Here is a 20,388-nt window from a genome sequence, read left to right on the forward strand (position 1 = left end):
ACCCCCGCACCCCGCCACCCCGTTGGCAAGAAACACAACAGAACGGACACGACTCCGCAGGCCACGCCAAAGTCAAACCTTTAAATACAAGCTAAGTCACAACCGTCAGTGGCAGCCGGACCGGCGGGGGCAGTGGCGGGATGGCCGGCTCGGCCCGCATGCCCTGGATCAGCAGCGCGGCGAAGCGCCGTGAGGCGGCCACTGCGGCGGCCGGCGAGGTGGTCCGGATACCGCCGTTGGCCATGAGGACCATGATCAGGTCGTCCAGGACGAAGTCCGGGCGCAGCTTGCCACCCGCCTTGGCCCGGCGGGCGAGTTCGGCGACCTTGCCCAGTGCCTGTTCCCTGTCCGCGGCGAAGTCGATCGCGCGGGGGAAGGTCGAGACGAACGCCGCGGTGAAGCCCCGGTCCTGCGCCTGCATTTCACACACCGCCTCGATCACCAGGCAGAAGCCGAGCCATGGGTCCGGGGCGGCCAGTCCCTCGTCGACGATGGCTGTGCAGGCAGTCATCTGCTCGCGGAAGGCCTCGGTGACCAGCGCTTCCTTGGTCGGAAAGTGCCGGTAGAGGGTCGCGGGTCCGACCTCGGCACGCCGCGCGATCTCGCGCATCGCCACGTCCAGTCCCTGTTCGGCGAACGTCGTGCGGGCCACGGCGAGGATGCGCTCCCGGTTGTCCCGGGCATCGGAGCGCAAGGAATGAGGCAAAGGGTTCGTCACCGCTCTCACTTTAGCCAAACGGACGGGGTGTTCCGGTAGCGTCCGACGGCATGAGAGCACTGACATTCTCCGAGTACGGTCCCGCAAGTGTCCTGGAAGTCACCGATGTACCGGAACCACACGCGGGACCCGGCCACATCCGGGTGGGCGTGCGGGCATCGGGCCTCACTCCCGCCGACTGCCACCTCCGTTCAGGCCGGTTCCGCGACATGGCGCCGCTGCGCCTGCCCCATGTGCTCGGCATGGATGCCGCGGGTGTGGTCGACGAGGTCGGCGCAGGGGTAACCGGTGTCCGGCCGGGCGACGAGGTCTTCGGCATCGTCGAGGTCGCGGAGCTCGGCGGTGCGAACGCCGAGTACGCCGTCTTGGCGGCCTGGGCGCTGAAGCCGGACGCGCTGAGCTGGGAGCAGGCCGGCGGCGCGGCCGGGAACGTCGAGACCGCCGCGCGGGCCCTCGATCGGCTGAAGGTCGGCACCGGCACGACCTTGCTGATCGAGGGCGCAGCCGGCGGGGTCGGCACGGTCGCCGTGCAACTCGCGGCTGCCCGCGGCGCGACCGTCATCGGTACAGCCGGCGTGCACAACCACAAGTTCGTCGCGGGGCTGGGGGCGACGCCGACCACCTACGGCCCCGGGTTGGGAGAGCGGGTCAACGCCCTGGCACCGGACGGAGTCGATGTCGTCCTGGACTGCGCCGGATCCGGCTCGCTGCCCGATCTGGTGGACCTGACCGGAAGCCCGGACCGGGTGGTGACCATCGCCGACATGAACGCCGCGAAGTACGGCGTCCACCGAACACGCTCGGCGGGCCCGGGAGCGGACCCCCAGGCGGTCGAAGGACTTGCCGTGGCCGCCGCTCTCGCCGGGCAGGGCCGTTTCACCGTGCCGGTCGCGGCCGCCTTCACCATCGAGAACGCTGTCGCGGCACACCAGTTGAGCGAGACCGGCCACGCCCGGGGAAAGATCGTACTCACCCTCTAGCGTGATGCGCCGCACATCGCACTAGCCGTGCCGGGCGAAGGCTTCGCGGATGCCGAGCAGGTCCGCTTCCTTTTCCTTCTCGTCCTCGTCCTCGTACCGACCGTCCTCGTCCCGGATCGCCACGACCGTCTCCGGGGTGAAGTCCTGGCCGAAGCGGTAGGCGTCCAGGCAGTAGTCGAAGCCGGACTCGCCGAAGAGGTCCGCGTCCTCGCGGCGGCAGTACTCCACCAGGCCGTCGGACACGTGCCAGCGCGTGCCGTCGTACCAGAAGACACCGCCTGCGTAGTGAATCGTCCGGCCCGTCGCGGAGTCCGTGAGATTCAGCGACTCGTAGTTCTCGGGACGGTCACGGACCAGGGCTACGAGGGATTCCGGGACGCCCTCGTAGAGGGACTCCTGAAGGGCGAAATCCTCCTCGGCGTACAGATTCAGATCCGACTCGTGGTCGAACGTCAGCAGCAGCACGCGGCCGTCCTCCGCGAAGTACCAGACCGCGGACTGGCCGCCGCGGTCGTTCCAGGCCAGACGGTGTGCGCCGGTCACCGTCACCGGTTCGATCTCGGCGAGCTCGTCCACGACGGCCGCGCGGCGCCGCACTTCCAGGAGGGGTGTCGCTGCCAGGGCATCCCATATCGCGTTGCTCATTTCCGCAGGGTATCCACCGCCTACGACAAGGCCGTCACCAACTGCCTCGCCGCCGTCCTCATCCGGTCCGCAGGGTGATCCGGAAGAGACGCCCCGGTGACCTGAGTCGGAGACCCGGTGGCAGTGGGCGACGACTCTGCCGAGGAGCACGATCCGCGAGCGCGAGGCCGGCGCCTGTGCCGTGGACCGCCGACGCACCCACCCCTCAAGTACAGCCCGTTGGGCATCAGTTGCCGACATCGGCGGAACCCTCGGACCAGGACGACTCGTGCCGGCCCGACGGCGAATCTCCGGCTCGGGTCGCTAGGCGGCGGGCGGTTCCGGGACGCGCATGGCGAGGATGGCCATGTCGTCCGAGGCCGGCTCGGCGGCGAAGCGTTCCACGGCCCGCAGGATGCGAGCCGCCACCGCACCCGCCGTGAGGCCCGTGCAGGTCGCCAGGACGTCGGCCAGGCCGTCGTCGCCGAGCATCCGGGTGCCCTCCCGGCGTTCCGTGACGCCGTCGGTGACACACAGCAGGACATCGCCCGGGGCGAGGGTGACCGTCTGCTCGTACAGTTCGAGGTCCTCGATGACGCCCAGCAGGGGCTGCGGCTCGGCCGCCGCCTCGACCGAGCCGTCCTGACGCAGGCGCAGCGGCAGCGGGTGCCCCGCGCAGACCACCTTCAGGAGCGCGCTGCCGTCCTCCTGGGGCCACAACTCGCCGTACAGCAGGGTCAGGAAGCGGCTGCGGGCGCCCTCGTCGAGGATGGCGGCATTGAGCCGCTCCAGGACGGCGGGACCGCCGAAGCCCTCGCGGGCCAGGAGGCGCAGGGCGTGGCGGGCGAGACCCGTGACGGCCGCGGCCTCCGGACCCGTACCGCATACGTCGCCGATGGCGAAGCCGTAGGCGCCGTCGCGGATCGGGAAGACGTCGTAGAAGTCGCCGCCGACCTCGTTTCCCTCGCCGGCCGCGCGGTAGATGACCTCGATCTCGACATTGGGGACCTCGGGCAGGCCCGGCGGCAGCAGGCTGCGTTGCAAGGACTGGCTGATCGCCATGCGCTCCGAGTAGAGGCGCGCGTTGTCGAGGGCCAGGGCGGCGCGGCGGGAGAGGTCCTCGGCCAGTTCCAGGATCTCCTGGCGGAAGTGGTCGTCGGAGGGCTTCCCGAGCGTGAGCATGCCGATGACGCGGTTGCGGGCCACGAGCGGCAGGACCACCGTCTCCCCGCCCACGGCGGCCGCGGTGGCCAGCGTCGTGCGGATTCCGGGGCCGAGCCTGCCCGGTTCACCGAGCCTGCCGGTCTCACCGAGGCCGAGGGTGCGCATCGAAGTGCGCAGGGCGGCCTGGTGGGCGGCCTCGGACGGGGCGGCCCAGACGCGCGCCCCGGGGGTCGGCACCGGGTCCGGTGGCGCGATCTTGGAGAGCAGGGCCTTGAGGCCGTCGATGCGCTCCTCGTCCTCGTGCAGCACATAGGAGAGGTACGGCTCGGACGACTGGTCGGCGATCGTGTACACGGCGCACCAGGTGGCCAGGGTGGGGACCGTCATCTGGGCCATCAGCGCCAGGGTCTGGTCCCGGTCGAGGGTGCCGGCGAGCAGGTCGGAGGCCTCGACGAGGAAGGACAGGGAGCCGCGGCGGAGCCGTTCCAGCTCGCCCAGCCGGGCCGACTCGACCGCGAGCGCGATCCGGTCCGCGGCGAACTGGAGGCGCAGGGCCTCCTCGTTCGAGTAGCGGCCGGCCGCCTCGGCGGCGACACCCAGGGAGCCCGTGAGGCGCCCCTCGACCTTCAGCGGGACGGTGACGACGGAACGCATCCCGGTGCCGCCGAGCAGCGGGACGGCGCCCGGCACGTTGTCCAGGTCCTCGTGGACGGCGGGCATTCGGGCGGATCCGTACCGTCCGGTTCCGGCCTCCACCGGGACGCGGGCGAAGCGCTGGCGGGCGGAGGGCAGACCGGTGGTGGCCCGTACCTCCAGTTCCGTTTCGTCGTCCGTCGCCAGCAGCAGGAAGGCCGCGTCGGCGTCGAGCATGTCGCGGGCCCGCTCGACCGTGCGCTGGAGCAGGCCGTCGAGGTCGTCGGGGGCGGGGGAGCCGATGAAGATCTCGAACGGGTCGGTCTTGCCGCTCTCGGCGTTCGTGTCGGACACCGGTGTGCGGGCCGGCGACTGGAGTACCGCGCGTTCGTAGTCGCGGACGAGCAGGCAGACGGTCGAGGGTTCGCCGTGGGTGTCGCGGACCCTCAGATGCGAGGCGTAGACGGGGATGATCCGGCCGTCGGCGCCGCGCATTCCGTAACTGCCTTCCCAGCGCGAGAGCTGGAGCGCGTCGACGATGCCCGTGTTGGTGCCGGGGGTCTGGGGCCAGGCTGTGAAGTCGGTGAGCTGCTTTCCGGTGACCTGTTCCGCGGTGTGGCCGAAGAGGAATGCGGCGTCCTCGTTCCAGGCGGCGATGGCGCCGGAGCTGTCGATCTGGACGACCGCCACCCGGACGCGCTCGTCGGCCACCGGGAGGAGCCCCACGGGGAGCAGCGGGCCCGCAGAGCGGATGCCCACCGGGCGTTCGGGGAGATCGAGCTGGAACCAGACATGTTTGCGGGTGGGTGAGTACTCGACGCCCCACCGGGTGGCGAGCGCCGCGCAGAGCAGCAGTCCGCGGCCGTTCTCACGGTCCGGGCTGCCGAAGTCCAGACCGGTGCTCTGGAGCGGGATCTCGCGTTCCGGGTAGTGGTCGGAGACCTCGATCCGGACGCCGTCCTCCGTACGCAGACAGAGCACGTCGGCGGCCGTGCCCGCGTGGACCACGGCGTTGGTCACCAGCTCGCTGGTGAGGACGACCGCGTCGTCCACGACGTCCGTGTAGCCCCACCCCTGGAGGGTGTCGCGGACGAAGGCGCGGGCGGTCGCGACGGAGCGCCCGACCGGGTCGAAGGTGGCGGCCGCGCGCGCGGTGATCACAGAACTCCCCATGTGGTGTCTCGTCGCTTCCCCGAGTCCTGTGCCCGTTTCTCGCCGCTTCGATTCGCCTGCCAGGCTAGACGCTCGGTATGTGTGCCGGGTACACGAGGGGCGACTTCGGACAGGAGCGGCCAGGAACCGACCTGTGACCGGACAAGTGTGACCTTCCCGATGGAGGGATGCGGGACAACCCTGGGAGGTTGCACCCCGGCTGCGTCCGGCCTGGTACGTTTCAACGATTTGACGTCCCCATGGTCACCCGTCGACGGTGGGCTGTGGCGATGAGCCATGGAAGAACTGGGCAAGCTCCCAGACAAGGCCCGAGCGATACGGTCAACCCCTGCGGGAGGGACACGGTGGAGTCTGGCGTGGCGGCGCGGGGCACAGGCACGCGCACAAAAGGCGGACAGTCCGTGAAGAAACAGCGCAATGGAACCATCGATGTCGACGCGGCGGCGCTCAACAGACTGCTGGCGGGACTCGTGGCGATGCGCGACGGGAATTTCCGCAGGCGTCTGACCGTCTCGGGCGACGGTGTGATGGCGGAGATCGCTGCGGTCTTCAACGAGGTCGCCGACCGCAATCTGCATCTGACCGGCGAGCTGGCCCGGGTACGGCGGATGGTCGGACGCGAGGGGAAGCTCACCGAGCGGCTGGAGACGGGCGCCTGCGAGGGCTCCTGGGCCGCCGCGATCGACGCCTCCAACGAACTGGTCGACGATCTGGCCCGCCCGGTCTCGGAGGTCGGGCGGGTGCTGTCGGCGGTGGCCGACGGTGATCTCGAACAGCGGATGGAACTGCGGTCGCACACGTCGGACGAGACGGTACGGCCGCTGCGCGGCGAGTTCCTGAAGGTCGCCCGTACGGTCAACAGCCTCGTCGACCAGCTGTCGGCGTTCACCGAGCAGGTGACGCGGGTCGCGGTCGAGGTGGGTACCGAGGGCAAGCTGGGCGGACAGGCCCAGGTGCGCGGGATGTCCGGGTCGTGGAAGGACCTCACGGACTCCGTGAACACCATGGCGTACCGGCTGACCGCGCAGGTGCGAGACATCGCCCTGGTGACGACGGCGGTCGCCAAGGGGGATCTCTCGCGGAAGGTCACCGTCCATGTGGCCGGCGAGATGCTCCAGCTGAAGAACACCGTCAACACGATGGTCGACCAGCTCTCGTCCTTCTCCTCCGAGGTGACCCGGGTCGCCCGCGAGGTGGGTACGGAGGGCGAGCTCGGTGGCCAGGCGACCGTTCCGGGTGTGGCGGGTGTGTGGAAGGACCTCACCGACTCCGTCAACACGATGGCCGGGAACCTCACCTCCCAGGTGCGCGGGATCGCCGAAGTGACCACGGCGGTCGCCAACGGCGACCTCTCCCAGAAGGTCACGGTGAGCGCCCGCGGCGAGGTCGCGCAATTGGCCGAGACCATCAACCAGATGACCGACACGCTGCGGCTCTTCGCGGACGAAGTGACCCGGGTGGCCAGCGAGGTCGGTGGCGAGGGTCTGCTCGGAGGGCAGGCGAAGGTGCCGGGGGCGGCGGGGACGTGGAAGGACCTCACCGACTCGGTGAATACGGTCTTCCGGAACCTGACGACCCAGGTGCGGGACATCGCGCAGGTGACCACGGCGGTGGCCAACGGTGACATGACGCAGAAGGTCACCGTGGATGTGGCCGGCGAGATGCTGGAGCTGAAGAACACCGTCAACACGATGGTGGACCAGCTCCAGTCCTTCGGTTCGGAAGTGACCCGGGTGGCCCGGGAGGTCGGTCTTGAGGGCCGGCTGGGCGGCCAGGCCGAGGTGCCCGGCGCGGCGGGGACGTGGAAGGACCTCACCGACTCGGTGAACGCGGCGTTCCGCAACCTCACGGGGCAGGTACGGGACATCGCTCAGGTGACGACCGCGGTGGCCAACGGTGATCTGTCGCAGAAGGTCACCGTGGATGTCGCGGGCGAGATGCTGGAGCTGAAGAACACCGTCAACACGATGGTGGCGCAGCTCTCGAACTTCGCCGACCAGGTGACGCGGATGGCGCGTGACGTGGGTACGGAGGGCCGTCTCGGCGGCCAGGCCCGGGTGGACGGCGTCTCCGGAACCTGGAAGGAGCTCACCGACTCCGTCAACTTCATGGCCGGGAACCTGACTTCGCAGGTGCGTCAGATCGCCCAGGTGACCACGGCGGTGGCGCGCGGTGATCTGTCGCAGAAGATCGATGTGGATGCCCGGGGCGAGATCCTGGAGCTGAAGAACACGATCAACACGATGGTGGACCAGCTCTCCGCCTTCGCCGAGCAGGTGACCCGGGTGGCCCGCGAGGTCGGTACCGACGGGCGGCTCGGCGGGCAGGCGCAGGTGCCCGGAGTGGCCGGTGTGTGGCGTGATCTGACCGATTCGGTGAACGGAATGGCGGGCAACCTGACCGCTCAGGTCCGTAACATCGCGCAGGTCGCCACGGCGGTGGCGCGCGGTGATCTGTCGCAGAAGATCGATGTGGATGCCCGGGGCGAGATCCTGGAGCTGAAGAACACCATCAACACGATGGTCGACCAGCTGTCGAACTTCGCCGAGCAGGTGACCAGGGTCGCCCGCGAGGTGGGCACGGAGGGCATGCTCGGCGGTCAGGCCGAGGTGCAGGGGGTGTCCGGTACGTGGAAGGACCTCACCCAGTCCGTCAACGGCATGGCGAACAACCTGACCATGCAGGTCCGCAACATCGCCGAGGTCACCACCGCGGTCGCCAACGGCGATCTCTCCAAGAAGATCACCGTCGACGCCAAGGGCGAGATCCTCGAACTGGTCACGACCGTCAACACCATGGTCGACCAGCTGCTCAACTTCGCGGACGAGGTGACGCGGGTCGCCCGCGAGGTGGGCACCGAGGGCATCCTCGGCGGTCAGGCCCGGGTGCCGGGTGCGACCGGCATCTGGAAGGACCTCAGCGACAACGTCAACCTGATGGCCAACAACCTGACCAGTCAGGTGCGCAACATCTCCCGGGTCTCCTCGGCGGTCGCCAACGGCGACCTGAGGAAGAAGGTCACCGTCGAGGCGCGCGGCGAGGTGGCCGAGCTCGCGGACACCGTCAACACGATGGTGACGACGCTGTCCTCGTTCGCGGACGAGGTGACGCGGGTCGCCCGCGAGGTGGGCACCGAGGGCGAACTGGGCGGCCAGGCACGGGTGCCGGGCGTCTCCGGTACGTGGAAGGACCTCACCGAGTCGGTGAACTCGATGGCGTCCAACCTGACCGGTCAGGTGCGCCAGATCGCCGCGGTCACCACGGCGATCGCCAAGGGCGACCTCACCAAGAAGATCGACATCGACGCGCGCGGTGAGATCCAGCAGCTGAAGAACACCATCAACACCATGGTCGACCAGCTGTCCTCGTTCGCCGAGCAGGTGACCCGGGTGGCCCGCGAGGTGGGCACGGAGGGGCAGCTGGGCGGACAGGCCCGGGTCCGGGACGTCGACGGCACCTGGCGCGACCTCACCGAGTCGGTGAACGAGATGGCCGGGAACCTCACCCGTCAGGTGCGGGCGATCGCCGCCGTCGCCACGGCGGTGACCCGCGGCGACCTCAACCTGAAGATCGATGTGGACGCGGCCGGCGAGATCCAGGCCCTGCAGGACAACATCAACACGATGATCGCCAACCTCCGCGACACCACGGCGACCAACAAGGAACAGGACTGGCTCAAGGGCAACCTCGCCCGGATCTCCGGTCTGATGCAGGGACGCCGCGATCTGGACGACGTGGCCTCGCTGATCATGAGCGAGCTGACCCCGGTCGTCTCCGCGCAGCACGGCGCGTTCTTCCTGGCCATGCCGACCGGGGACGCCGGCGCGGTCGGCCCGGACAGCGACAAGGACAACTCGTACGAGCTCTGCATGCGGGGCAGTTACGGATACTCGGCGGGTTCGATGCCGACCTCCTTCCGGCCGGGCGAGACGCTCATCGGGACCGCCGCGGAGGAGAAGCGGACCATTCAGGTGGACAACGTTCCGCCGGGCTATCTGAAGATCTCCTCCGGGCTCGGCGAGGCACCTCCCGCGCATGTGATCGTGCTGCCGGTGCTTTTCGAGGGGAAGGTGCTCGGTGTGATCGAGCTGGCGTCGTTCCAGCCGTTCACCCACATTCAGCGGGACTTCCTCAACCAGCTCGCCGAAATGATCGCGACGAGCGTCAACACCATCAGCGTCAACACGAAGACCGAGAAACTCCTCGAACAGTCGCAGGAGCTGGCCGAGCAGTTGCGCGACCGTTCGAAGGAGTTGGAGAACCGGCAGAAGGCGCTCCAGGCCTCCAACGCGGAACTGGAGGAGAAGGCCGAACTGCTGGCCCAGCAGAACCGCGACATCGAGGTCAAGAACACCGAGATCGAGGAGGCCCGGCAGGTCCTGGAGGAGCGTGCCGAGCAGCTCGCCGTCTCGATGCGATACAAGTCCGAGTTCCTGGCGAACATGTCGCACGAGTTGCGTACGCCGCTCAACTCGCTGCTCATTCTGGCCAAGCTGCTCGCGGACAATGCCGAGGGCAATCTCTCGCCGAAGCAGGTGGAATTCGCCGAGACGATCCACGGGGCCGGTTCCGACCTGCTCCAGCTGATCAATGACATTCTCGATCTGACGAAGGTCGAGGCGGGCAAGATGGACGTCAGCCCGACCCGGATCGCGCTGGTCCAGCTCGTGGACTACGTGGAGGCGACATTCCGTCCGCTCACCGCGGAGAAGGGGCTCGATTTCTCCGTGAGGGTCTCGCCGGAACTCCCCGCGACGCTCCACACGGACGAGCAGCGGCTCTTGCAGGTGCTGCGCAATCTCCTTTCCAACGCGGTGAAGTTCACCGACAGCGGGGCGGTCGAGCTGGTCATCCGGCACGCCAACGAGGACGTGCCGAACGCCATCCGCGAGCAGCTGCTGGAGGCCGGCTCGCTGCGTGACGCGGACGCCGACCTGATCGCGTTCTCGGTCACCGACACCGGTATCGGGATCGCGTCCAGCAAGATGCTGGTGATCTTCGAGGCGTTCAAGCAGGCGGACGGTACGACCAGCCGGAAGTACGGCGGCACGGGGCTCGGGCTGTCCATCAGCCGGGAGATCGCCCGGCTGCTGGGCGGCGAGATCCACGCGGCCAGTGAGCCGGGCCGCGGCTCGACCTTCACGCTGTATCTGCCGCTGCACCCGAGCGAGTTGCCGCCGCAGGGGTACCCGCAGATCGGCCCCGGTCCCATCGAGGGGCACGGCGTCGCGGCCGTGGAAGGGCTGCTGCCGGAGGCCGGCCAGGGTGCGGACCCGGCGGCCGCGGTACCGGACGCGGGGGGCGCGGCCGGGCTGATGCGGCGTCGCCGCAAGAGTCTGGAGAGCGCGGAGCGGCGGCCCGCGCTGCCGCCCCGGAGCGCCGCCCCGGCGGCTCAGCCGGAGCCGTGGACGCTCGCCGGGCAGGAGGAGCCCGAGGTCCGCAGGACGTTCCGGTTCCGCGGCGAGAAGGTGCTCATCGTCGACGACGACATCCGCAACGTCTTCGCGCTCACCAGCGTGCTGGAGCAGCACGGTCTGTCGGTGCTGTACGCAGAGAACGGACGCGTGGGCATCGAAGTCCTGGAACAGCACGACGATGTGACGGTCGTACTGATGGACATCATGATGCCGGAGATGGACGGCTATGCCACGACGGCGGCGATCCGAAGGATGCCGCAGTTCGCCGGGCTGCCGATCGTCGCGTTGACCGCGAAGGCGATGAAGGGCGACCGGGAGAAGGCGATCGAATCCGGCGCTTCCGACTATGTCACCAAGCCTGTCGATCCTGATCATCTTCTTTCCGTAATGGAGCAGTGGATGCGCGGAGAGTGATCATTGATTGAGGGAATCCGGACGAGTTGCTGATCGACTGTGCTCGTAGGGGTGTGAGAAGGCTCTGTACGGGGAACCTTCACGTCCCCCACCGCGTTTTGGCTGTGTGCACAGTGACATCGCGGTGACAGGGTGTGGCGACGGGCGGGGTGCGGCTACCATGACCGGCACAAGGACGGACGGCGTAAGGGAGTCGTCCCCTGGGGCGGCGCCCGGTGCAATTCCGGGGCGAGGAGGACGGGCCATGGTGCAGAAGGCCAAGATCCTCCTGGTCGATGACCGGCCGGAAAATCTGCTGGCGCTGGAGGCCATCCTCTCTGCGCTCGATCAGACACTGGTCCGGGCATCGTCAGGGGAGGAAGCGCTCAAAGCGCTGCTCACGGACGACTTCGCGGTCATTCTGCTGGACGTCCAGATGCCGGGCATGGACGGTTTCGAAACCGCCGCGCACATCAAGCGGCGGGAACGGACCCGGGACATCCCGATCATCTTTCTCACCGCGATCAACCACGGCCCGCATCACACCTTCCGGGGTTACGCGGCAGGCGCGGTGGACTACATCTCGAAGCCGTTCGACCCGTGGGTGCTCCGCGCCAAGGTCTCGGTCTTCGTCGAGCTGTACATGAAGAACTGCAAGCTGCGCGAACAGGCGGCGCTGCTGCGGCTCCAGATCGAGGGCGATCCGGGCGGCGCGGACCACGAGGGCGAGCCCGCCGGGCTGCTCGCCGAGCTCTCCGCTCGGCTGGCAGCCGTCGAGGAGCAGGCGGAGGCGCTCTCCAAGCAGCTCGACGACGAGTCGGCGGACGCCGCGGCGGTGGCGGCCGCCGCCCATCTGGAGCGGAAGCTCACCGGGCTGCGCCGGGCGCTCGACGCCCTGGAACCCGGCACCGGCAGCGCCCGCCTTCCCTCGTAACGCCGCATCCACCGCGTCCGCGTATCGGGGGAGGAGCGGGTCCTCGGCGGTCCGGGGGCGCGACTTCCGGCCGGTGGACGGGCGGTTGCGCGGGGCTCGGGCCCAACTGGCCCGCCCGGCCCGCCGGTCCACGGCCGGAAATGGGGCACTCGCAGTGAGGTCGCGTCAGTTTGCGGCCCCTGTCGGGCGACACGGTCGGGTGAAGCAGCAGTCGCACGTGTTCACAGCCGCCGACAACGGTAACCTCGGCACCATGGCCTCACGTACGTCCGGCAAGGGTTCCCAGGGCACGGCGGGCACCGCGAAGCGCGTCGGCCGTACCGCGGGGCCGGCCAAGAAAGCCGCGCCCGCGAAGAAGACCGCCGCGAAGAAGACCGCGCCCGCCAAGAAGGCGCCCGCCAAGAAGCCCGCGGCGAAGAAGGCGGCCCCGCCCAAGCCCGCCCCGTCGCCCACCGGTGGTGTGTACCGCCTGGCGCGCGCCGTCTGGCTCGGTACCGCCCACGCCGTCGGAGCGACGTTCCGCGGCATAGGGCGGGGCGCCAGGGGACTCGACCCCGCTCACCGCAAGGACGGCGTCGCACTGCTGCTGCTCGGCCTCGCGCTGGTCGTCGCCGCGGGCACCTGGTCGAATCTGCGCGGGCCCGTCGGCGACCTCGTGGAGATGCTCGTCACCGGGGCCTTCGGCCGGCTCGATCTGCTCGTACCGATACTGCTCGGCGCCATCGCCGTACGGCTGATCCGCTACCCGGAGAAGCCCGAGGCCAACGGACGCATCGTCATCGGGCTCTCCGCCCTCGTCATCGGGGTGCTCGGACAGGTCCACATCGCCTGCGGATCGCCCGGCCGCGAGGACGGCACCACGGCGATGCAGAACGCGGGCGGGCTCATCGGCTGGGCCGCCTCCAAGCCGCTGATCTACACCATGGGCGAGGTCCTCGCCGTACCGCTGCTGCTGCTGCTCACGGTCTTCGGGCTGCTGGTCGTCACCGCCACCCCGGTGAACGCCATTCCGCAACGGCTCCGGCTGCTCGGCACCAAGCTGGGCCTCCTCCACCCGGAGTACGACCCCGAGGCGGACGAGGAGAACGACGACGAGCGCTACGAGGAGCAGTGGCGCGAGCAGCTTCCCGCCCGATCCCGACGCTCCCCGGCCCGCCGGTCCGAAGACCCCGCCGAGTACGACCCCGACCAGGCCGAGGCCGAAGCGCTCTCCAAGCGCCGCCGGCCGCGCAGGCCCTCCGTGCAGCCCGCGATGAACCGCACCATGGACGCGGTGGACGTGGCGGCCGCAGCGGCCGCGGCACTCGACGGGGCGGTGCTCAACGGGATGCCGCCCTCGCCGATCGTCGCCGACCTCACCCAGGGCGTCTCCGTCGAGCGCGAACGCCAGGGCACACCGGTGCCGGGCGCCAGGGAGGGCGAACCCGGCGCCGGGGGAGGGAGGCCGGAGAAGGGGGCGGCGCCCAAGGGCGGCGTGCCCGATCTGACGAAGCCGGTGCCCGATTCGCAGTCCCAGCCGCTGCCGGCCCGCGCCGAACAGCTCCAGCTCTCCGGCGACATCACCTATTCGCTGCCCTCGCTCGACCTGCTGGAGCGCGGCGGCCCCGGCAAGACCCGCAGCGCCGCCAACGACGCGATCGTCGCGGCCCTGACCAATGTCTTCACCGAATTCAAGGTCGACGCCGCCGTCACCGGCTTCACCCGAGGGCCGACGGTCACGCGGTACGAGGTGGAGCTCGGCCCGGCGGTGAAGGTCGAGCGGATCACCGCGCTCGCCAAGAACATCGCCTACGCCGTCGCCAGCCCCGACGTCCGGATCATCTCCCCGATCCCGGGCAAGTCCGCGGTCGGCATCGAGATCCCCAACACCGACCGGGAGATGGTCAACCTCGGCGACGTACTCCGCCTCGCGGACGCCGCCGAGGACGACCATCCGATGCTGGTCGCGCTCGGCAAGGACGTCGAGGGCGGCTATGTGATGGCCAACCTGGCGAAGATGCCGCACGTGCTGGTGGCCGGTGCGACCGGCTCCGGCAAGTCGTCGTGCATCAACTGCCTGATCACCTCGGTCATGGTGCGCGCGACCCCGGACGACGTCCGCATGGTGCTGGTCGACCCCAAGCGCGTCGAGCTGACTGCGTACGAGGGCATCCCGCACCTGATCACGCCGATCATCACCAACCCGAAGCGGGCCGCCGAGGCGCTCCAGTGGGTCGTGCGGGAGATGGACCTGCGGTACGACGACCTCGCCGCGTTCGGGTACCGGCACATCGACGACTTCAACCAGGCCGTCCGCAACGGCAAGGTCAAGCCGCCGGAGGGCAGCGAGCGCGAGCTCTCGCCCTACCCATATCTGCTGGTGATCGTCGACGAGCTCGCCGACCTGATGATGGTCGCTCCGCGCGATGTGGAGGACGCCATCGTCCGCATCACCCAGTTGGCCCGTGCCGCCGGCATCCACCTGGTGCTCGCGACCCAGCGGCCCTCGGTCGACGTCGTCACCGGTCTGATCAAGGCGAACGTGCCCTCCCGGCTGGCCTTCGCGACCTCGTCGCTGGCCGACAGCCGGGTCATCCTCGACCAGCCCGGCGCCGAGAAGCTCATCGGAAAGGGTGACGGTCTGTTCCTGCCGATGGGTGCGAACAAGCCCACCCGAATGCAGGGCGCCTTCGTCACCGAGGACGAGGTCGCCGCCGTGGTCCAGCACTGCAAGGACCAGATGGCGCCGGTCTTCCGCGAGGACGTGGTGGTCGGCACCGCCAAGAAGAAGGAGATCGACGAGGACATCGGCGACGACCTGGATCTGCTCTGCCAGGCCGCTGAACTGGTCGTCTCCACCCAGTTCGGGTCCACCTCGATGCTTCAGCGCAAGCTGCGGGTCGGCTTCGCGAAGGCCGGCCGGCTGATGGACCTGATGGAGTCGCGGAACATCGTCGGACCCAGCGAGGGATCCAAGGCGCGCGACGTCATGGTGAAGCCCGACGAACTGGACGGGGTGTTGGCTCTGATCCGCGGGGAAACCGGTTCGTAAGGGTGTTACGGGCAACCGTTTCGCCGGGTCGTACGTCAACTTGGAGGGAGGGGCGGCAGAATTGTCCCTCCCGGGGCGGTCCGGAGAATCGGACGGCGTTCGAGTCCGATGGAGGACAAAGTCCTTCCTCCCGGTTGCCCCACCCTTTCGTACCACCCCTAGACTGAACACCCAGCAGGTGGCTCACGCTCGAAAGGCGCCCCCGTGTCCATCGGCAACTCCCCCGAAGACGACCGGCCTTCGATCGGTCGAGTGCTCCAGCAGGCTCGTATCGCCGCAGGTCTCACGGTCGAAGAGATCAGCTCGTCCACCCGGGTGCGCATCCCCATCGTGCACGCGATCGAAGAGGACGACTTCTCCCGCTGCGGCGGCGACGTGTACGCACGCGGCCATATCCGTACGCTCGCGCGTGCCGTCCAGCTCGATCCGGAACCGCTGGTTTCGCAGTACGACGCGGAACACGGCGGCCGTCCCGCACCCACGCCGGCGGCGCCGCTGTTCGAAGCCGAGAGAATCCGTTCCGAACCCCGTCGGCCCAACTGGACGGCGGCCATGGTCGCGGCGATCGTCGCCGTCGTCGGTTTCGTCGGCTTCACGTTCCTCAAGGGCGGTGACGACAGCCCCGCGGCCACCCAGGTCGCGGAGGGCCCCGCGCCGCACAAGAAGAGCCCCGCACCGAAGTCCGACAAGCCCGTCGACCCCAAGCCGGCGCCCTCCGACAGCGCCATCGCCGCGGCCCCCAGGGACAAGGTGACGGTCCGGCTGGACGCCAGCCGGGGCAAGAGCTGGATCTCCGCCAAGGACCACAACGGGCGGCTGCTCTTCGACGGTCTGCTGCTGCAGGGCCAGACCAAGACCTTCCAGGACCAGGAGCGGGTCGACCTCGTCCTCGGCGACGCGGGCTCGATCGAGCTCTTCGTCAACGGCAAGAAGGTCGAGGACAAGTTCCAGCCCGGCCAGGTCGAGCGGCTCTCGTACACCAAGGGCGACCCGGCGGTCGGCTGACCCCGGACGCACCGCTTCCTCGGACGGTCCGACACACGGCGAGCGCCCGGCAATCCCGCCGGGCGCTCGCCGCGTTTGTTACTCGGTGTAACGGTGGAACCCTGCGCGGCAGGGCGAGTGCCGGGACAAAGTAGTCTTGAGCCCATGCCCGAACGCCGTACCGTCGCCCTTGTCACTCTTGGCTGCGCCCGTAACGAGGTGGACTCGGAGGAGCTCGCAGGCCGCTTGGCAGCGGACGGCTGGGAGCTCGTCCAGGACGCCTCCGACGCGGATGTAGCCGTCGTCAACACCTGCGGATTCGTCGAGGCCGCCAAAAAGGACTCCGTCGACGCCCTGCTCGAAGCCAATGATCTGAAGGACCACGGCCGGACCCAGGCCGTGGTCGCCGTCGGCTGCATGGCCGAGCGCTACGGCAAGGACCTCGCCGAGGCCCTGCCCGAGGCGGACGGCGTCCTCGGCTTCGACGACTACGCCGACATCTCCGACCGTCTCCAGACCATCCTCAACGGCGGCATCCACGCCTCGCACACCCCGCGCGACCGGCGCAAGCTGCTGCCGATCAGCCCCGCCGAACGGCAGGACGCGGCCGTGGCGCTTCCCGGCCACGCCCAGGAGGCCGCACCGGCCCCCGCCCCCGAGGACCTCCCCGACGGCGTCGCGCCGGTCTCCGGGCCGCGGGCGCCCCTGCGTCGCCGGCTGGGCACCAGCCCCGTCGCCTCGGTGAAGCTCGCCTCCGGCTGCGACCGCCGCTGCTCCTTCTGCGCCATTCCGTCCTTCCGCGGCTCCTTCATCTCGCGCCGCCCCTCCGACGTGCTGCAGGAGACCCGCTGGCTGGCCGAGCAGGGCGTCAAGGAGGTCATGCTGGTCTCCGAGAACAACACCTCGTACGGCAAGGACCTCGGCGACATCCGGCTGCTGGAGACGCTGCTGCCGGAGCTCGCAGACGTCGAGGGCATCGAGCGGATCCGGGTCAGCTACCTCCAGCCGGCCGAGATGCGGCCCGGCCTCATCGACGTGCTGACCTCCACGCCGAAGGTCGCGCCGTACTTCGACCTGTCCTTCCAGCATTCGGCCCCCGGTGTGCTGCGGGCGATGCGCCGCTTCGGTGACACCGACCGGTTCCTGGAGCTGCTGGACACCATCCGGAACAAGGCGCCGCAGGCCGGTGCCCGCTCCAACTTCATCGTGGGCTTCCCCGGCGAGACCGAGGCCGACCTGGCGGAGCTGGAACGCTTCCTCACCGGTGCCCGGCTCGACGCCATCGGCGTCTTCGGCTACTCCGACGAGGAGGGCACCGAGGCCGTCGCCTACGAGAACAAGCTGGACGCCGACGTCATCGCCGAGCGGCTCGCGCACATCTCGCAGCTGGCCGAGGAGCTCACCTCGCAGCGTGCCGAGGAGCGCCTGGGAGAGTCGCTCCAGGTGCTGGTCGAATCCGTGGACGACGAGGACGGTGCGGTGGGCCGCGCGGCACACCAGGCACCCGAAACGGACGGCCAGGTGCTCTTCACCACACGCGACGGTCTCGTCCCCGGCCTTATGGTCGAGGCGAAGGTCGTGGGCACCGAAGGAGTGGATCTGGTGGCCGAGTGTTCCGAACTCGTGGAGGCAGCCAGATGACGGGAGCCCCGGCATCCGCGGCGGGCGGCTCCGGCGCGAAGCCGGTCCGCGGCGGCAAGCTGGGCACTGCGGCCGTCAATCAGGCCAGCCTGTGGAACATCGCCAATCTGCTCACCATGCTGCGGCTGGTGCTGGTGCCCGGTTTCGTGCTGCTGCTGCTGCACAACGGCGGGTACGACCCGGCCTGGCGGTCGTTCGCCTGGGCGGCCTTCGCCGTCGCCATGATCACCGACCTGTTCGACGGTCATCTGGCGCGCACGTACAACCTGGTCACGGACTTCGGCAAGATCGCCGACCCGATCGCGGACAAGGCGATCATGGGCGCGGCGCTGGTCTGTCTCTCGTATCTCGGCGATCTGCCCTGGTGGGTCACGGGCGTGATCCTCTTCCGCGAGATCGGCATCACGCTGATGCGCTTCTGGGTGATACGGCATGCGGTGATTCCGGCCAGTCGCGGCGGGAAGATGAAGACCCTGGCGCAGGGGACCGCCGTCGGGATGTACGTCCTGGCCCTCACCGGTCCACTGGCCACCCTGCGCTTCTGGGTGATGGCGGTGGCCGTCCTGCTGACGGTCGTCACCGGGCTCGACTATGTGCGCCAGGCCGTCGTGCTGCGCCGCAAGGGGCTCGCGGCCGAGCGGGCCGCCGCGGCGGCGGGGTCGGTCCGGGGAGCCTCGGGAAGCCGTGATGCGGCGGAGGCCGAGCGGTGAGTGCCGCGGCCCGGGTGCTGGAGCTGCTCGTGGAGCGTGGTGAGACCCTTGCCGTCGCGGAGTCGCTGACCGGCGGTCTGGTCGCGGCGGAGCTGACTTCGGTGCCGGGTGCCTCGCGCTCCTTCCGGGGCTCCGTGACGGCGTACGCGACGCCCCTGAAGCGGGATGTCCTGGGGGTGGACGGCGCACTGCTGGCGGAACGCGGGGCGGTCGACCCCGAGGTGGCGCGGCAGATGGCGGCCGGTGTGCGCCGTTTTCTCGGGGCGGACTGGGGCATGGCCACCACCGGGGTCGCGGGCCCCGAACCGCAGGACGGTAAGGCCGTGGGGACGGTATATGTCGCGGTGTCCGGGCCGGACGGCGTGGAGAATATGGCTGAGCTGAGGTTGAACGGCGGACGGGCGGACATCCGTATGGAGAGCGTACGGAGCGTGCTCGAGCTGCTCTCCGCCGAACTCGGCAAGTATGCAAGGGCACAGGATACGGAACAGAACGGGGGGAATTGATGTTTGCAGCCCTGAGTGAACACGACATCGCTCCCCGCACGGCCGCGGCGCAAGGCGGTACGGTGGGGCGTGAAGGATGCGGCTACGCGGTCCGAGGAGGGAGCCACCGATGATTCTGCTCCGTCGCCTGCTTGGTGACGTGCTGCGTCGGCAGCGCCAGCGCCAAGGCCGTACTCTGCGCGAAGTCTCCTCGTCCGCCCGAGTCTCGCTCGGCTATCTCTCCGAGGTGGAGCGGGGGCAGAAGGAGGCATCCTCCGAACTGCTCTCCGCCATTTGCGACGCGCTTGACGTACGGATGTCCGAGCTCATGCGTGAAGTGAGCGATGAGCTGTCGCTGGCCGAACTGGCCGAGTCGGCAGCAGCCAGCGATCCGGTGCCTGTGCCGGTGCGCCCCATGCTCAATTCCGTCTCCGTGACGTCGGTGGCGGGTGTGCCGACAGGACGGGTGACCATCAAGGCGCCCGCGGAAGCGGTGGATGTCGTCGCCGCCTGACCCGCGTGGTCCGGTGTGAAGCGGTGTGTGTGGCGGAGCCCCGGTCGTCCCCTTGAGAGGGCGGCCGGGGCTTCTGCGTGCTCGGAGTGGGACCGGGGTTCGGGGGTTCGGGGCGGGCGGGATCAGACGGTCCCCAAATGACCGATTTGGCTTGTTTGTGTCATCGTGGGTGATGCCGAACGGCAGAGAAATCCCCTTACCCGAAGGAGTCGCAATGGTTGACGAAGGCGCCAAGGACAAGATCAAGGGCAAGGCGAAGGAAGCCATGGGCAAGATGACCGGCGACCGTCGCAAGGAGGCCGAAGGCAAGGCGGACCAGGCCAAGGGCCGGGCCAAGGACGCCATGAGCGACGCCGAGGAGCGCGCGGAGGGGATGAAGGACTCCCTGCGCCGCGACGAGCACTGACCGCGTCCACAGGGCCCCCATTCGTCGAGAACGGTGAGCCGGTCCGGTGGCGCCGGACCGGCTCTCGTTCCGTTCTGGATGCGGTGCGGGCACTGCCGGGCGAGACTGCGGGGAGCGGAACACCGGCCGGTGGGATCGCGGAGCGATGCGATCGCGGTGCGGTGTCGGCACGGCGCCGTGTCGGCACGGCGCCGTGTTGTCGCGGTGCGGTGTGAACGAAGTGTTGTTGCGTCGCTGCGCGGTTCGGTTGCGGTGCGGTGGGGGCGCGCATCCCGGTTCTGTGCCGGAGGACGTCCGGCCATGGCGGGCTCCGATCCGGCGCGGCGCGCCCCGGAGTTCCGGGCAAGAGCGTGCAACGGTCTGCGGCTGCGCGAAGCGCGCCGGTGGTGCGCCGATGCGCTCTCCCGCCGGGTGAGCGCGCCGCACTAGATTCGGCCGGAGGAGGCAGCCATGGTACGGCGATGGGTGCCGGCGCTCGTTCTCGGCGGAGTGTGGTGGTGGGCCGTGCTGCGGCTCGCGCTGGAACCGGCCCATGCGGGTCTCGTCGAGGGTGCGGTGGCGGCGGGTGGATGGGGACTGAG

13 protein-coding genes are annotated in these 20,388 nt (G+C 69.4%); 10 read left to right on the forward strand and 3 right to left on the reverse strand.

Translation table 11 applies throughout. The features are described from left to right. Nucleotides 1–91: 91 nt before the first annotated feature. Nucleotides 92–718 (reverse strand): helix-turn-helix domain-containing protein, encoded by a 627-nt coding sequence (locus ABZ622_RS37220; RefSeq protein WP_360551046.1) that lies wholly within the window; start codon nt 716–718, stop codon nt 92–94. 50 nt (nt 719–768) lie between these two features. Between ABZ622_RS37220 and ABZ622_RS37225 the strand changes: the two genes are divergently transcribed. Beyond that, entirely contained in the window at nt 769–1,698 is a 930-nt protein-coding gene (locus ABZ622_RS37225) for an NADP-dependent oxidoreductase (protein ID WP_360551048.1), read from the forward strand. Nucleotides 1,699–1,719: 21 nt separating this feature from the next. On the opposite strand, the gene ABZ622_RS37230 is transcribed toward ABZ622_RS37225, so the two are convergent. Together ABZ622_RS37230 and ABZ622_RS37235 are read right to left on the reverse strand one after the other, a co-directional pair. Then, a complete protein-coding gene (locus ABZ622_RS37230; protein WP_360551050.1) occupies nt 1,720–2,343 on the reverse strand; it encodes a hypothetical protein in 624 nt (207 codons plus the stop codon). A gap of 303 nt (nt 2,344–2,646) precedes the next feature. Then, nucleotides 2,647–5,280, reverse strand: coding sequence for a SpoIIE family protein phosphatase (locus ABZ622_RS37235; RefSeq protein WP_360551087.1), 2,634 nt, complete (start codon nt 5,278–5,280; stop codon nt 2,647–2,649). 413 nt (nt 5,281–5,693) lie between these two features. Here ABZ622_RS37235 and ABZ622_RS37240 point away from each other — a divergent pair, with 413 nt between their 5' ends. The 9 genes from ABZ622_RS37240 to ABZ622_RS37280 all read left to right on the forward strand — a co-directional run bounded on the left by ABZ622_RS37240 (nt 5,694) and on the right by ABZ622_RS37280 (nt 19,807). Continuing rightward, a complete protein-coding gene (locus ABZ622_RS37240) occupies nt 5,694–11,123 on the forward strand; it encodes a HAMP domain-containing protein (protein WP_360551052.1) in 5,430 nt (1,809 codons plus the stop codon). Between the two features lie 244 nt (nt 11,124–11,367). Further along, the gene (locus ABZ622_RS37245; RefSeq protein ID WP_360551054.1) at nt 11,368–12,036 is read left to right on the forward strand and encodes a response regulator; all 669 of its coding nucleotides are present in this window, start codon (nt 11,368–11,370) and stop codon (nt 12,034–12,036) included. 253 nt (nt 12,037–12,289) lie between these two features. After that, nucleotides 12,290–15,067: a DNA translocase FtsK gene (locus tag ABZ622_RS37250; RefSeq protein ID WP_360551061.1), complete on the forward strand. Its 2,778-nt coding sequence runs from the start codon at nt 12,290–12,292 to the stop codon at nt 15,065–15,067. 204 nt (nt 15,068–15,271) lie between these two features. After that, a complete protein-coding gene (locus tag ABZ622_RS37255) occupies nt 15,272–16,072 on the forward strand; it encodes a RodZ domain-containing protein (protein WP_360551063.1) in 801 nt (266 codons plus the stop codon). 144 nt (nt 16,073–16,216) lie between these two features. Further along, nucleotides 16,217–17,692 carry a 30S ribosomal protein S12 methylthiotransferase RimO gene (gene rimO / locus ABZ622_RS37260; protein ID WP_360551065.1) on the forward strand — a complete coding sequence of 492 codons (1,476 nt, stop codon included), beginning with the start codon at nt 16,217–16,219 and terminating at the stop codon, nt 17,690–17,692. Then, on the forward strand, nt 17,689–18,402 hold the full coding sequence (pgsA, locus tag ABZ622_RS37265; protein WP_360551067.1) for a CDP-diacylglycerol--glycerol-3-phosphate 3-phosphatidyltransferase: 714 nt from the start codon (nt 17,689–17,691) through the stop codon (nt 18,400–18,402). Before rimO ends, pgsA begins: the two co-directional genes overlap by 4 nt. After that, entirely contained in the window at nt 18,399–18,908 is a 510-nt protein-coding gene (locus ABZ622_RS37270) for a CinA family protein (protein WP_360551069.1), read from the forward strand. The genes pgsA and ABZ622_RS37270 overlap by 4 nt, the downstream gene beginning before the upstream one ends. A gap of 109 nt (nt 18,909–19,017) precedes the next feature. Further along, nucleotides 19,018–19,401 carry a helix-turn-helix transcriptional regulator gene (locus ABZ622_RS37275; RefSeq protein ID WP_018105285.1) on the forward strand — a complete coding sequence of 128 codons (384 nt, stop codon included), beginning with the start codon at nt 19,018–19,020 and terminating at the stop codon, nt 19,399–19,401. A gap of 214 nt (nt 19,402–19,615) precedes the next feature. Continuing rightward, nucleotides 19,616–19,807, forward strand: coding sequence for a CsbD family protein (locus tag ABZ622_RS37280; RefSeq protein WP_360551071.1), 192 nt, complete (start codon nt 19,616–19,618; stop codon nt 19,805–19,807). The last annotated feature ends 581 nt before the right edge of the window (nt 19,808–20,388 follow it).

This window comes from Streptomyces sp. NPDC007164 (assembly GCF_040634135.1).
Classification (GTDB): domain Bacteria; phylum Actinomycetota; class Actinomycetes; order Streptomycetales; family Streptomycetaceae; genus Streptomyces; species Streptomyces sanglieri.

Bases quoted from the DNA above. Each gene is read 5' to 3' on its own strand.
- ABZ622_RS37225 (WP_360551048.1), top strand. From the start codon at position 769: ATGAGAGCACTGACATTCTCCGAGTACGGTCCCGCAAGTGTCCTGGAA.
- ABZ622_RS37230 (WP_360551050.1), bottom strand. From the start codon at position 2,343: ATGAGCAACGCGATATGGGATGCCCTGGCAGCGACACCCCTCCTGGAA.
- ABZ622_RS37245 (WP_360551054.1), top strand. From the start codon at position 11,368: ATGGTGCAGAAGGCCAAGATCCTCCTGGTCGATGACCGGCCGGAAAAT.
- ABZ622_RS37250 (WP_360551061.1), top strand. From the start codon at position 12,290: ATGGCCTCACGTACGTCCGGCAAGGGTTCCCAGGGCACGGCGGGCACC.
- rimO (WP_360551065.1), top strand. From the start codon at position 16,217: ATGCCCGAACGCCGTACCGTCGCCCTTGTCACTCTTGGCTGCGCCCGT.
- pgsA (WP_360551067.1), top strand. From the start codon at position 17,689: ATGACGGGAGCCCCGGCATCCGCGGCGGGCGGCTCCGGCGCGAAGCCG.
- ABZ622_RS37275 (WP_018105285.1), top strand. From the start codon at position 19,018: ATGATTCTGCTCCGTCGCCTGCTTGGTGACGTGCTGCGTCGGCAGCGC.
- ABZ622_RS37280 (WP_360551071.1), top strand. From the start codon at position 19,616: ATGGTTGACGAAGGCGCCAAGGACAAGATCAAGGGCAAGGCGAAGGAA.